The sequence below is a fragment of the Priestia koreensis genome (assembly GCF_001274935.1).
Taxonomy (GTDB): domain Bacteria; phylum Bacillota; class Bacilli; order Bacillales; family Bacillaceae_H; genus Bacillus_AG; species Bacillus_AG koreensis.
Map to the genome: position 1 here is coordinate 17,725 of NZ_LILC01000023.1, position 12,343 is coordinate 30,067.

The following is a 12,343-nucleotide window of genomic DNA, read 5'->3' on the forward strand; positions in this document are numbered from 1 at the left end:
ATTAACCAATATCCTTTCTATAGAACTTTCTGATTGCAAATGCACCACAAAACAAACCGATAGCAAGATAAATAAATAGCGTAATCATTTCCTGATGTTCAAATCTTGGTTCAATCGTTGATGATCCTGAAAAGTACATATGGGGATTTAATAACAAGGACGTTAAATTAAAATTGAACAGAATGAACAGAGTTGGTATTTTTATAAAAAAAGACGGAAGAATGAAGATCGTAGTTAGTAATAATGTCACCGTAATCCACGTGATATAACTGTTTCGCACAAACATGCTCACTGTAAAGGTTAATATCGATACGATAAGCAACGCCATGACAATAATTGCGATCGCGAGCCATAAATATTGTTTGAATTCCACCGGCCACCACGTAACGTACGGCCACTTATTTTCCCAGTTAAGGCCACTGCTAATTTGAACTCCCCATAACCTGGAGTAGTCGTACACGTGAAAAAAAGTTACTAAACTGACAGCGAACAATGGAATTAATAGCAGAATAGTCATTAATAATGTAGCCACAAGCTTATTCCATACGATATGACGACCTCTTTTTGTACTATACGCTACTAAGTGAGATCGATGTTCAAACTCGTAATTAGCAATTAGAGCGGTCATCAGTGCAACAAGCATGATCCCTTCAAGCGCGATATTTTTCAACAGATCGCGAAATAATTTAGTATGCATTTGATAGGTCCCTGCAAAAAACCACTGCTTATACTCTTCGTTGTGCTTTATTTCCTCTAAACGAGTTCCTAATTTTTTATACTCGTTTGACATCAACTCTTTTGCTGTTCCATGCAGGTGAAAGCTCTGGATGATCGGTTCTTTTAGTTCATTTACTTTCAGCTCCGAATAACGCTGATCCAGCGCTTTTCCCATGTTGATATAACTTTGCATAAGACCCATTCGGTCAATTTCATGCTGTTTCTTTTTTGATTCTTTGTTGTATTTTTCAGCTGTCATCGTATGTAAAAAAGCAGGCGCTTCTTGAAACCCAGAATTAACTGTGCGTACCTCTCTATTTAAATCCTCCTGCATTGTTTTTAGACTTGAGTCATTAAAATGAAGTCCATATTTCTCGATAATCTCATTCACTATTCCCAACTCAGTCTTATGGTACGCTCCGCTTACAATGGTAAAGATATTAAATGCAATGAAGATTCCTAATAAACCAAGGATCACCGGTGAGCATAGTGCTTTTTTCATTTCGAGCCACGTAATGTTCATCTTACCGACCTATCGTGCTTTCATTTTCATATTCAGCTAAAAATACGTCTTCTAGCTGCGGATGAACGGCGTTCCATGAAGGATCGATTGGTTTATTGGCCACAAACCTAACAAGCATTTTTCCATGCTCCTGCTTTTCCTGCAGTGTTAAATAGGTTTCTCGAAACGATGGTAGATGATCAAACGATAAGGACGTTTCAAACACTTTTCCTTCTAACGTTTGGCAAATGTCTGTGACGGGCGATTTATATAGTAACTCCTGATTTTTTATCATAATAATCTCATTTGCAATAGATTCAATGTCAGATACAATGTGCGTGGATATAATGACGGTACGGTTTCGAGCGAGGTCAGATAACAAATGACGAAAACGCGCTCGTTCTTTCGGATCTAGTCCTGCTGTCGGCTCGTCCAATATAAGGATTTTTGGATCATTTAGAAGTGCTTGGGCAATTCCTACGCGCTGAATCATCCCACCGGAAAACTTCCTCATTTTTTTATGCTTTACTTCTGTTAGCGCGACTTTCTCAAGCACGTCGTCAATTCGTTGCTTTACTTCTTTTTTGTTCATTCCTTTTAGTGCGGCTAAGTACGTTAAATATTTTGCGGGCGTATAATGCTTGTAATAGCCAAACTGCTGGGGAAGGTATCCAATTAACTCACGGTACGACTCTCCAAGCACTTCAATTGGTTTTCCATTGTATAGGATTTGACCGTTTGTCGGCTGAATAAGCGTTACAAGCATTTTAATTAACGTCGTTTTCCCTGCTCCATTTGGTGATAATAGACCATAAATACCCTGTTTAAATTCTAAATCAATAGCTTGTAAAGCGGTAAAATCCCCATATCTTTTTTCAACATTCTGCAACACTAACATGACAAACCTTCCTCCTGTTTACGGTTAAATACGTGCTTAAGCGAAATCATATACACACAAAAGCTTACGGCTAAAATAATTCCATATACAAAACTAGGAAGCTCTTTTAAGATGAACTGATATTGTTCCCCGCATACGATAAAGGAACTCCCATTTACTAGCCCCCACACTCCCATAAATACGAAAACCCTTCTTAAAAAATTGCCAGACATGAGAAAGAGTAATAGACCAGCAGAAAATGAAAATAAACCCGTCATCGATAATAAAATGCCTCGCAGCACATCCACATTAAATGTAAGTGATAGCAAAAATACGCATGTCATATTGATAATAATTGCTACACTACTGAAAACAAGCATTTTAACGGCTAGTAGTTGAAAGATCGTATATTTCGTCGTCATCTCCAGCTCAAATGTTTGTGCGAGTTTTTTATAGTAGTAGCTACATAGCATTAAGCTTATAAAGATTAACGGCGATAGCACAAACAGCAGCACGTAAAAATGAGATGTGTCAGCAGACGATGTGTGATTTCCTAGATAGAAATAAGCCCAAACAATAAGCGTTAAAATACCGGTGATTAGACCTTCTACACGATTAATAAAAATGGCTCTCCAGCCGACTTGACGCATCAGCTCGTATAGGGAGGAGAAAAAGGATAGCTTTTTTGTAAGTCCCTTCGCAACAATCATGTTTACTTGTTTTTCTATTTCGTCGTCTGAAGGATAAGGTATGGACAATCTTTTATTCTTAACAGGCATAATGCTTCATCTCCTTTCTTAGCTTCTTAAGAATCGTATAGTACTTTGTTTTTACAGAGGATTCGGGCAAATTGAGCATTCCTGAAATCTCCTGAAAAGTTAATTCCAAAAACAATTTAAAACGGATAATTTGCTGCTCCTCAGCTTCAAATTGCTGAAGCAGTTGATTGACGAGCTGCATATCCTCCTTCGTCGCCAAATGTTCTAGAACGTAATCAATTCCTTCAATTTCAATCTCTTCTTCGTACACCGTTTGTCTCGTGGTGCGATACGATTTGGAGCGAAAATAATCGACCATATGATTAGAAGAAATGCGATAAAGCCATGTACGAAACGAAGATTTTTTGCGATCAAAATTTAAGATTGACTGCAGAACGCGAACAAAAATTTCTTGCGTTAAATCTTGTGATAATTGTTCATCAACGGTTTGTTTATAAACAAATGAGAAAATTTCTTTATAATACTTTTTAATTAATTTGTTGGCACTCTCCTCATGACCATGTTGTTGTATCTTCCTAATCCATCGCCCTTCAAAATCCATTGCATTATCACTTCACTTTCGTTGTTCATCTATATATTCGTAAAAGAGACAGAAATAGTTTTAGGAATGTTGTATTTTATAAAAAAAGATCAAATTAAACACTTCCTCATCATAGCTGAAAAAGAATTACAAAAAAACATAAAAATACCATATAATGGTGTTGAGCGCTAAGTTGAACGTTTAAAAAGCTTTGACCCATCGAGTATCGTAATTTTGAAAATTGTCATGCAATATTTCGGTACATACTAGCTTTTAGCACTTTTTCTGTAAGCGCTCAAGTTTTGATGCAGGTTATGAAGGAAATACATTTCTTCTTGTGCAGGCAATGGGGTCATACATTTGGATCAAACACGAGGACATATGTTGAAACCTACGAGGGGTGGAGAGAAAATGGATTTTATTTTGGAGAATAAATGGCTCTTTCTTATTGCTGGTGAGATCGTCTTTTGGGTCTCAATTTTAACCTTTTTAATTATGAGGTATTGGTTTAAATTTAAAAAAGCGAGCGTTCTCTTTTTTGCTATCTTTATCCTTAATGATCTTTGGATCGCTACAATTGGATTTATGGACTATATGGAGACTGGGAAATTTTCAATCTATCAAATCATCGTGATTATTTTTATTATTTATGCGTTCACTTATGGCAAATCAGACTTTAAAAAACTAGATGCCTTTATACAGAGAACCGTTGCAAAAATAAAAGGGGAGCCCCTTCCCCTCCAAGAAAAGAAGCCTGAACTTTACGGTATGACTTATGCAGTAAAGCAATGGAAAGAACTGCTCTGGCATTTGGCTGTGTTCATCGTAGCGCATGTACTTATCATTCTATTTATTGGCTTAGCTGATCAAATGGCAGACGTTACGTCCTTAAAGACGCTAGCCGATCTGTGGTTTTCAAAGTCCGTTGCTGTTCCTTTTGAAAATACGGTCGCAAACAACATTAGCAAAGTGTGGACGTTAATTGTAGGTATTGAGATTTTAGTCGTCATTTCCTACACGATATTTCCGAAAGGGAAAAAAAACTGAGCGCTAAAACAGACAAAAAGCCTTCTGCTGAGAAGGCTTTTTTACATCAGTACGTTCTTCGCACAAAGGCTAGGTAAATCGATGAAGAAATACTTTGAACAAAAAACACAAGCATAACATAATAAATAAAATATTCTTTATTCATCACCTCAACTACGGCAACTAATACGACTCCAATGACAATACCAGCGGTCAACACTCTATAAGATAAAGACTTAATTTTGAGAATGAACAGCTGTCCTCTTTCATCCTTAGATTCCATGTTTCGCTCAAAGGTCATTTTGTAAAGCTCAGAAATGATCACCAGCAAAGTTAACGTTAAAAATCCCCCTGTGGCCATATTCACGATTCCACATCCTCCTCATACTGAAATACGTCGGTTATTTCTTTTCCAAGCGAATGAGCAATTTTAAAAGCTAATACCAAAGATGGATTGTACTTGTTTTTCTCTAAGGAGATAATGGTCTGCCGGCTGACGTTTATTTCATTTGCTAAATCTTGCTGTGTCCACTTCTTTTCTGCTCTACCTATAGCAATACTATTTTGGAGCATTCTCTTCCTCTTCTCTGATATCCATTTTTTTCTATTTTAAATGTAAGATATTTTTTACAAAAAGTAAACTATTTTTCACATCGAACGAATGATACAAATTGCATTGAAAACAACAACTTTTTATCCGTATCCGTGTTAAAATAAATTAATGAATTGGTTTTTTATGCCATATAATGACCTTGCGCGATAAAGGAGGGAATACGATTGACAGCTATTATAGTCGCATTAACGATTGTTATAATCGGATTACTATCTGCTTCGTACTTGTGTAAAGGAAAGTCCAAAAAAAGAAAGTATATGATTTGGGGCATTACAATTATGATTGCAATTGCCCCTTTCCTGTCATTCTCAATTGGACTAACGTACGCATTTATAGTTAGAAACACTTGGGCTGCACTCATTATGTGGTGTCTTTTTCCGGTAATGTTTTTGGTAGGGTTCATTGTCTTGTTCGTTGGTATTGTAAAAGAAAAAGAAGCCGTTTAAAGAATACGAGGGCGTGCGTGTGGCCGCAACAAAAAGCTCAGGGATCTATTGTCTCCCTGAGCTTTTCGTAATGTTTATTTTGAAAAAATTATAATTTTTATGTCCATTCATACAAAAACAACTACGGACGGTTCCAAATAAATACTCTCACAAACAACCCTAAAAGAAACACAACAAAAACAGAGGTATTGGCTGTGAGTGCAATATTCGCAAAGAAACTCGGTTCTTTTCTGAAACTCACTATACCTAAAACGTTACCGACCACAAGGATAGCTAAAGAGATCCAACTAGAATAAGGTAGAGGATGACTGTAAAATAAAACAACGCTTATTAACGCGCAAAGAGCTGATAAATATTTGTACACGAAACCGCCTCCAACTTCTATATATTACCATTCGAAAGAACGATTGTGTAATGAGGTTGTTATAAATATGTATATGATTGTTAAGAGACCTATTTATAATAGATGAGTTAATGCAAAAATGAGGATAACATCATAAATCTAAGTACCCACATGGCTTTTTATTAATCTTCTTTTATAGTCATTTAGATAGGTAATATTTTTACAAATCAATAAACACGAAAAAAACAGGAGAGCAAAATAGCCATCCTGTTCACACTTTTCGGACAGTGAAAAACTTCCGTAAGATCCACGGGCCTGCGGTAAAGCCGAGAGTCAGCTGCCAGACGCCGATGGATTGGAGGTTATACTCACGAACAAGCTTCGCTTTTTCACTAATGCTTCGTACATCTTCAAACCATACTTCATGACGCTTTCCGTCTTTATCCGTATAGCGAAAATACGGAGCCTGCGCTTCTTTTGAATAACGAATTCGCGCTTGGTTATTCATTGCTCGCAGCAATGCATTTTGATTGGAAACCGCAGAGGCTGGTGCTTCTTGTTCATATGGAAGAGCCCAATCATACCCATATAGAGGCATGCCGATAATCAGTTTTTTACGCTCTACCCGATCAATCGCAAATTCAATGGTTTTTCGAACTTCCTCAATGGGGGCAACAGCTCCTGGTTCACTTCCCCCGTAGTGCCAGTCATAGGCCATAATGAACATATAGTTGACTACATCTCCAATTCCACCGTAGTCATAGCCTTGAAGCCACGGGATATCTTCGCTCGTTTTAGCCGGAACCGCAATCGTCATAACGTACTTAGAGGCATTTAGTTTTTTGCGGACTTGTTCTAAAAAACCGGTGAAGAGATCGCGGTCTTCGCCTCTTACCTGTTCAAAATCAATGTTGACTCCTCCGTATCCACGACTATTCACAAGGGTGAAAATATTATTAACCAAGTTCGTTCGGGCGACCGGATTATTTAATACTTCATGAGCTAAATCTCCGCTAAATCCGCTGTCATTTAAATTTGTAACCGTAACAAGTGGAACGACGCGATTTTTCCAAGACGTTTCAATGGCCACTCGGTCATTGAGCTGATTAACAATATCACCATTCGGAGCAAAGTGATATTCAAACATGGCAATTGCTGATGAATATGGCGCAAAATCAGCAATAAGCGTTCGATCGGCTTCTTCATTTCGAATGCCATAATAAGACATCGTGGCAGCTAAGTAGTTGGAAATGCTGGGAATCTTGATTTTCGTTCCGACATAGAGGAGTGATGGATTAATCGATGGATTTGCCTTTTGGAGCTGTTTTTTTGATACGTACGTGCTACGAACGATTCCACTCCACGTATCTCCAGGCTGGACTGTATATGTATAAAGGGGTATTAAAAGCGCCTGACCTGGCACAATATTAATCGTTGTTAGACCGTTAACCATTCGAATTTGATCCATTGGACAACTAAATTTCGCACTAATCGCAAAGAGCGTATCACCAGACCGAACTTTATATACAAACATTGAGGGTCCCTCCAGTGCTTCATGATGATCATTCACTATATATATGAAGAAACCATTGGGATATGACGGTCATAAAGGGGCACGATTGCATATAGAAGAATAGATGCAAATTCCTTTGTATGGTGCGATTCACCTCACAAGTAAACGTTCAGTAACAGTGCTATTATCTGTTTGACATAAAAAAGCTTAGTGACATTTACTCACTAAGCTTTTCACCTATAATAAGTTGATATAACTCGTTAGAATCCTTTTTTGAAAGAACGGTATTTTGGTTCAAGCTATCGATTCTTACTTTTAAAGCATTGTCTGACATAACCCAAAGCCCATAGTAATCATTCATTTTAATTTTTGGATAGGTGCTCTTGTCACTAGCACTTATCCATTCCGCTTTTTTGAAAAAAGCTAAGACCTTTTTGATTTCCTTTTTATCCGTTATTTCATTAATCTGTTCATATTGCCCTTCTGTTTTGGTAAGCTGTTCAATCACTAGCTTTTCTTCTGATTTTATTGTAGGTTGATTGTTGCATCCACTCATTAAGAAAACAGCGAAAAATGTGATAAACAAAACGCTAACTTTTTTCACAGCGCATCCCTCTTTCACCATCTATTTCTACTATAGACGATTAATTATGTGATAACGTTACAAACGTAAAAAAGGGTGTATCAATACAATAGCATTAGTGCCATTACTCATTTTACCGCAAGAGAATTTAATAACGACAGGGCCGCTATCATATCAACGTCTTCTGTCAGAAATTCTTTTGTCCATGGAATGTAGTGATCAGGTTGAACCCCTTTTCCGTGAAGAGGATGTGAAACGAGCGGTCTTCCTGACTTTGCTATCGAATACCCTAATTCAAACGTATCGTTCCAGGTCACTCCCATGACACTATGGTACTCGTTTACTCCAGCTGTTGCTCTTCCCATTGTCGTTACTTTGGAAGATGAGTGACAGATCAGCGCAAATTCTTCTGCTGCACTTGCCGTATATGAGTCTACTAAAATAATAACTCTTTCGATATACTCTTTTTCTAAAGGTTTGTATGAGCTTGCATAGCTGTGTGTGAATTGTTCTAAATCAAAACCGATAAATCCGTTCCCTCTATTTTCTTTAAAAACCTCTAAAAAGTAGGCGAAGATATTGCCGGTATCTTCATTTATGTCATTTGGATGAATTTCATCTACGTTTTTTTTGAATGTCTCATAGTTAAATTCGGTACAATTATATAAAGTTTCTGGCATTGCAAACGAGGGACGTTCATTTTTAGGAAAGACATATGGAAGTAGATCAGCCGTTAAACTTGTATTTCCACCGGGATTTTGACGAACATCAATAATTAAGTTCTTCATTGACGAGTGATATTGCTCCATTTCCAATAAAATCGGCTCAATGTCAGCTGCTTTTTGTAAGTGATGAAGCGTTAATAAGTATGTATCATCGTTTAATGCGCGAAGATGATTGGCTTCAAGAGTTATATTTCCGTTATGTATTAAATGTTGTTTCTTTATTTCACCGTTATTGTTTTTATAGAGAATATTTTGACTGCCTTTCGCATAGATACTCCAATTTTCACGTTCAGGAATGGCTTCAGAACTTCGAAGGTACTTTTTTCGGGTTGCCCGTATTTTCGAAACAGATAACCCATCGATTTCTAAAAGTTCGTCCCCCTCTCTTATTTCCAATCCTTCTAATGCTCGGACAACATACACGTTTTCTTGATCAGCTCGAAGTAGTAGCTTTTTACCTGGCTGTATGTTTTTATTCATATTTACGAAGGAGAGATGCTGATCATCTAGTTCAAGTAAGAAGTCATTTACAAAATCAACAAAAAATTGATCTGTCATTTTTGCCGTATCTATGTTTTGTAGCGTTTCTATATAAAAATCCACTATAGTGTGATTGACCCTTTCATACCCTGCATAGTGCTTTTTTATAATCTCAGTAATTTCGTCGAAAATCCTAATATAGTCCATAACAAACTCCCCCTCTTTTTTCATTTTGTTTTATTTTTTATGGAGTCTCATTCTTTGTCACGAAACGACTTATCCTTCTGAAATATGCAGCTCCTACCATAGCTACCAGCAGTACCAATAACAGAAGCTTAATGAACTCAAGTGTAGCGCTCCCTCCTTCATTCTTCACACCATCCGTCAAAACGAACATGTTCAACATGCCATGAAGCAGTGCAGCAGGGATAACTGATCGACCGTATGCTCGTACATACTAATGTTTTCATTATATCAATATGGAAAAATAAAACAATTGAAATTAGGCGTTTGTCACCTTTACGTGCGACATGAATATCATACAACATCAATTGTGCCTAGAAAGGTGAGGAAATCATGACAAATCCTTATACTACGTTTACAGGAAAAGACGTACAGTATTTTTCAGATGTGAATAAAAATCGGTTAAATACACGAAATTCCAGTAACTTTATTAATCGACTAGGACGTGATGTGCTCAATACGCTTGGGAATACGTCACTACTGGATATTTATTTGAGCAAGGGAAAAGTAGTAGAACCGCATTACCACAAAAATGCTTCCGAGCTCGTTTACTGCATTTCAGGAGCAGCGGTCGTGTCTTTAATTAATCCGTATACGAATCAAGTGAGCGATATCCCCCTCATTCCTGGCCAAGTAGCGAATATTCCACAAGGATTTTGGCACTGGGAAATTGCATCAGAAGATGATACGCATCTTTTAGCCATTTTTGACACCCCGTATCCAGAATACGTATTTGGGTCGGATATTCTGAATAAAACTCCTATTGAAGTTTTAGCACATACGTATTGCCTAGACCCCGATCAGCTGCGAAAAGCGCTCGCTCCATTGAAAAATCAAACGACGGTGATTGGCCCTACGGATGAATGCGGAACCAAACCTAAGAAAAAACCTTATTATCTGGATTCACGTACAGCCCCTTACCCGTACGCTCCGTATTATCCATATCAGCCCTCCTATCCATATAGCTACTAAAAGAAAGTCCCCTTAAGATTAGATCTTAGGGGACTTTTATCTTGGGATTTCGCAAATAAATAAGCTACGCCGTTTCTCTCCACCAGAGAACGTATAATCAATAGCTCAGCTCATAAACTAAAAATCGTTCATACTCATTTCGCTCGTAGGCGCCTGGCAATTGAATTTCTTTTGTCAGGTGAAACGCGGCGTGGTTATTTAAAAAATAAACATAGTCATCAGATGGATAATAGAAAATAAGCGTAATGGGTCGCGGTGCCTTTTCAATCGATGACAGGATATTATTGATGACGCGCATAAAGATTTGAATGGAAAACGGATTAAAAAAATAAAAACAGTTGTGCTGTTCTTGAATTTCGTATTCTTCCGCTAAGCATTTTTTGAACTGAATTTCGTTGCGATGGTGATACTTTTTTTTATACTGATGAAGATTTTGGACAGCATCTTCATAGTATTCGTCACTCATTTCAATGCCCGTCACAAATGCTCGGTGATAATGGTATAAATAAAAGCCAAGCCGTCCCTTCCCACATCCAAAATCAATCACATGATCGGACTCGGTAAAAGAAAGCTCCTTGCATAGTTTTTCAAGACCGCGATACGGCGTTGCTTCATAGCGGTGATAGTGAAGAGATTCATGAAACCCCTGTTGTTCTTTCGTTGTTTTAATATTTAATAATTCATCATAAAATTGGTCGTTCATCCTCGGCTCCTCGCTTGTATAAAATGATCAGTTAATTGCTAGAATATAAAAGGTTTATGGTGTAACAGCTTTTTTCAGTAACAGATCTTTATAAGAGGCAATTTTATGGTCCAGCATTTCTTCTGTCACAAGCAGTGTCTCAATCTGTTGTTTAATGGATATACGATGTTCTTCTAAAAGCTGTAGACGTGAAGATGCCGTGTGCTCACCTTCTAAAAAAAGCTGCGCATACGCTCGAATTTTAGCAATGGGCATTTGTGTTTGTTTGAGCTTCATCACAAACTTTAGCCACGTTAGATGATCTTCTGTATATAAGCGCTCACCGTGCTCATTGCGATTCGGTGAAATAATGCGTTCCTTTTCGTAATAACGCAAAGTGTGCGCGCTAATGTTTAAGTGCTGTGCAACTTGGCTAATAGTGTACATAGATACCCTCCCGTATCTGACTAAAGTGATTGAATAAATAATTGTTGCCTTAGAGTAAACTCTAACGATTATACTCACACTATAGCTTATTTACTATTACATTTCTAGGAGGAATTACAATGAAATACACAGTGATTACAGGTGCAAGTTCAGGAATTGGATACGAAGCAGCTCTTGCTTTTGCAAAGCGTGGGAAAAACTTAGTAGTAATTGCGCGTCGTGAGGACAAGCTGCAAGAATTAAAAGAAGCGGTTCAAAACGTGAAAAGCGATGTAGAAGTGATCGTTCATACGGCAGATTTAGCAACGCCTGAAAATGCTCACAAACTTTATGAAGACATGAAAAAATATGATATTGAAACATGGGTAAACAATGCAGGGTTCGGAAACTTTGCATCTGTTGGCGAGCAGGACTTAGGTAAAATTGGAAAAATGCTTCACCTTAATATTGAAGCTCTTACGATTTTATCTTCTCTTTACGTACGTGACTATGCAAACACAGAAGGAACACAATTAATGAACATCTCATCTGTCGGTGGATACAACATCGTTCCAGAAGCAGTCACATACTGCGCAACAAAATTTTATGTAAGTGCCTTTACTGAAGGTGTTGCGCAAGAATTAAAAGGAAAAAATGCAAAAATGCAGGCAAAAGTGTTAGCGCCAGCTGCAACAGAAACAGAGTTTGCTGATCGTGCACGTGGATCAGAAGGATTTGATTACGAAGGCAATCTTCCAAAATACCATACAGCAAAAGAAATGGCTTCTTTCCTTCTTGATTTATATGATGGAGATAAAGTCGTTGGAATCGTGAATGCCGAAACATATGATTTCGAATTACGCGATCCAATCTTCAACTACGCAGGTAATCGTTAA

Annotated in this window: 15 protein-coding genes; 4 read left to right on the forward strand and 11 right to left on the reverse strand. The window is 37.6% G+C overall.

The window, feature by feature from the left end:
* Position 1: 1 nt before the first annotated feature.
* Genes AMD01_RS16265 through AMD01_RS16280 form a run of 4 tightly spaced genes read right to left on the reverse strand, consistent with a single transcriptional unit; the run spans position 2 to position 3,416 of the window.
* The gene (locus AMD01_RS16265) at positions 2-1,240 is read right to left on the reverse strand and encodes a hypothetical protein (protein WP_053402502.1); all 1,239 of its coding nucleotides are present in this window, start codon (positions 1,238-1,240) and stop codon (positions 2-4) included.
* Between the two features lies 1 nt (position 1,241).
* The gene (locus AMD01_RS16270; protein WP_053402503.1) at positions 1,242-2,117 is read right to left on the reverse strand and encodes an ABC transporter ATP-binding protein; all 876 of its coding nucleotides are present in this window, start codon (positions 2,115-2,117) and stop codon (positions 1,242-1,244) included.
* On the reverse strand, positions 2,111-2,875 hold the full coding sequence (locus AMD01_RS16275) for a hypothetical protein (RefSeq protein ID WP_053402504.1): 765 nt from the start codon (positions 2,873-2,875) through the stop codon (positions 2,111-2,113). Before AMD01_RS16275 ends, AMD01_RS16270 begins: the two co-directional genes overlap by 7 nt.
* The gene (locus tag AMD01_RS16280) at positions 2,865-3,416 is read right to left on the reverse strand and encodes an RNA polymerase sigma factor (RefSeq protein WP_053402505.1); all 552 of its coding nucleotides are present in this window, start codon (positions 3,414-3,416) and stop codon (positions 2,865-2,867) included. Before AMD01_RS16280 ends, AMD01_RS16275 begins: the two co-directional genes overlap by 11 nt.
* Before the next feature lie 390 nt (positions 3,417-3,806).
* Between AMD01_RS16280 and AMD01_RS16285 the strand changes: the two genes are divergently transcribed.
* A complete protein-coding gene (locus tag AMD01_RS16285) occupies positions 3,807-4,442 on the forward strand; it encodes a hypothetical protein (RefSeq protein WP_053402506.1) in 636 nt (211 codons plus the stop codon).
* Between the two features lie 46 nt (positions 4,443-4,488).
* Here the strand turns inward: AMD01_RS16285 and AMD01_RS16290 are convergent, their stop codons facing one another.
* Both AMD01_RS16290 and AMD01_RS16295 read right to left on the reverse strand, forming a co-directional pair.
* Positions 4,489-4,782, reverse strand: coding sequence for a hypothetical protein (locus AMD01_RS16290; RefSeq protein WP_245638976.1), 294 nt, complete (start codon positions 4,780-4,782; stop codon positions 4,489-4,491).
* 2 nt (positions 4,783-4,784) lie between these two features.
* Positions 4,785-4,994, reverse strand: coding sequence for a helix-turn-helix transcriptional regulator (locus tag AMD01_RS16295; RefSeq protein ID WP_053402508.1), 210 nt, complete (start codon positions 4,992-4,994; stop codon positions 4,785-4,787).
* Positions 4,995-5,198: 204 nt separating this feature from the next.
* Between AMD01_RS16295 and AMD01_RS16300 the strand changes: the two genes are divergently transcribed.
* The gene (locus tag AMD01_RS16300; RefSeq protein ID WP_053402509.1) at positions 5,199-5,480 is read left to right on the forward strand and encodes a hypothetical protein; all 282 of its coding nucleotides are present in this window, start codon (positions 5,199-5,201) and stop codon (positions 5,478-5,480) included.
* 614 nt (positions 5,481-6,094) lie between these two features.
* On the opposite strand, the gene AMD01_RS16305 is transcribed toward AMD01_RS16300, so the two are convergent.
* The 3 genes from AMD01_RS16305 to AMD01_RS16315 form a co-directional block, all read right to left on the reverse strand.
* Complete coding sequence (locus tag AMD01_RS16305; protein ID WP_053402510.1) at positions 6,095-7,357, reverse strand: glycosyl hydrolase family 18 protein; 1,263 nt, start codon at positions 7,355-7,357, stop codon at positions 6,095-6,097.
* 196 nt (positions 7,358-7,553) lie between these two features.
* The gene (locus AMD01_RS16310) at positions 7,554-7,940 is read right to left on the reverse strand and encodes a hypothetical protein (protein ID WP_053402511.1); all 387 of its coding nucleotides are present in this window, start codon (positions 7,938-7,940) and stop codon (positions 7,554-7,556) included.
* A gap of 107 nt (positions 7,941-8,047) precedes the next feature.
* Positions 8,048-9,331, reverse strand: coding sequence for a S41 family peptidase (locus tag AMD01_RS16315; protein WP_053402512.1), 1,284 nt, complete (start codon positions 9,329-9,331; stop codon positions 8,048-8,050).
* 369 nt (positions 9,332-9,700) lie between these two features.
* On the opposite strand from AMD01_RS16315, the gene AMD01_RS16320 reads away from it, so the two are divergent.
* Complete coding sequence (locus tag AMD01_RS16320) at positions 9,701-10,339, forward strand: cupin domain-containing protein (RefSeq protein WP_083446587.1); 639 nt, start codon at positions 9,701-9,703, stop codon at positions 10,337-10,339.
* Between the two features lie 97 nt (positions 10,340-10,436).
* Here the strand turns inward: AMD01_RS16320 and AMD01_RS16325 are convergent, their stop codons facing one another.
* Both AMD01_RS16325 and AMD01_RS16330 read right to left on the reverse strand, forming a co-directional pair.
* Complete coding sequence (locus tag AMD01_RS16325; RefSeq protein WP_053402513.1) at positions 10,437-11,042, reverse strand: methyltransferase; 606 nt, start codon at positions 11,040-11,042, stop codon at positions 10,437-10,439.
* Between the two features lie 54 nt (positions 11,043-11,096).
* The gene (locus AMD01_RS16330) at positions 11,097-11,468 is read right to left on the reverse strand and encodes a MerR family transcriptional regulator (protein WP_053402514.1); all 372 of its coding nucleotides are present in this window, start codon (positions 11,466-11,468) and stop codon (positions 11,097-11,099) included.
* Positions 11,469-11,587: 119 nt separating this feature from the next.
* On the opposite strand from AMD01_RS16330, the gene AMD01_RS16335 reads away from it, so the two are divergent.
* Complete coding sequence (locus tag AMD01_RS16335; protein WP_053402515.1) at positions 11,588-12,343, forward strand: SDR family NAD(P)-dependent oxidoreductase; 756 nt, start codon at positions 11,588-11,590, stop codon at positions 12,341-12,343.

Excerpts from the sequence above, each read along its gene's own strand:
- AMD01_RS16280 (WP_053402505.1), bottom strand. The coding sequence starts at position 3,416 with ATGGATTTTGAAGGGCGATGGATTAGGAAGATACAACAACATGGTCAT.
- AMD01_RS16305 (WP_053402510.1), bottom strand. The coding sequence starts at position 7,357 with ATGTTTGTATATAAAGTTCGGTCTGGTGATACGCTCTTTGCGATTAGT.
- AMD01_RS16285 (WP_053402506.1), top strand. The coding sequence starts at position 3,807 with ATGGATTTTATTTTGGAGAATAAATGGCTCTTTCTTATTGCTGGTGAG.
- AMD01_RS16270 (WP_053402503.1), bottom strand. The coding sequence starts at position 2,117 with ATGTTAGTGTTGCAGAATGTTGAAAAAAGATATGGGGATTTTACCGCT.
- AMD01_RS16295 (WP_053402508.1), bottom strand. The coding sequence starts at position 4,994 with ATGCTCCAAAATAGTATTGCTATAGGTAGAGCAGAAAAGAAGTGGACA.
- AMD01_RS16320 (WP_083446587.1), top strand. The coding sequence starts at position 9,701 with ATGACAAATCCTTATACTACGTTTACAGGAAAAGACGTACAGTATTTT.
- AMD01_RS16315 (WP_053402512.1), bottom strand. The coding sequence starts at position 9,331 with ATGGACTATATTAGGATTTTCGACGAAATTACTGAGATTATAAAAAAG.
- AMD01_RS16330 (WP_053402514.1), bottom strand. The coding sequence starts at position 11,468 with ATGTACACTATTAGCCAAGTTGCACAGCACTTAAACATTAGCGCGCAC.
- AMD01_RS16265 (WP_053402502.1), bottom strand. The coding sequence starts at position 1,240 with ATGAACATTACGTGGCTCGAAATGAAAAAAGCACTATGCTCACCGGTG.
- AMD01_RS16275 (WP_053402504.1), bottom strand. The coding sequence starts at position 2,875 with ATGCCTGTTAAGAATAAAAGATTGTCCATACCTTATCCTTCAGACGAC.
- AMD01_RS16325 (WP_053402513.1), bottom strand. The coding sequence starts at position 11,042 with ATGAACGACCAATTTTATGATGAATTATTAAATATTAAAACAACGAAA.
- AMD01_RS16335 (WP_053402515.1), top strand. The coding sequence starts at position 11,588 with ATGAAATACACAGTGATTACAGGTGCAAGTTCAGGAATTGGATACGAA.
- AMD01_RS16290 (WP_245638976.1), bottom strand. The coding sequence starts at position 4,782 with ATGGCCACAGGGGGATTTTTAACGTTAACTTTGCTGGTGATCATTTCT.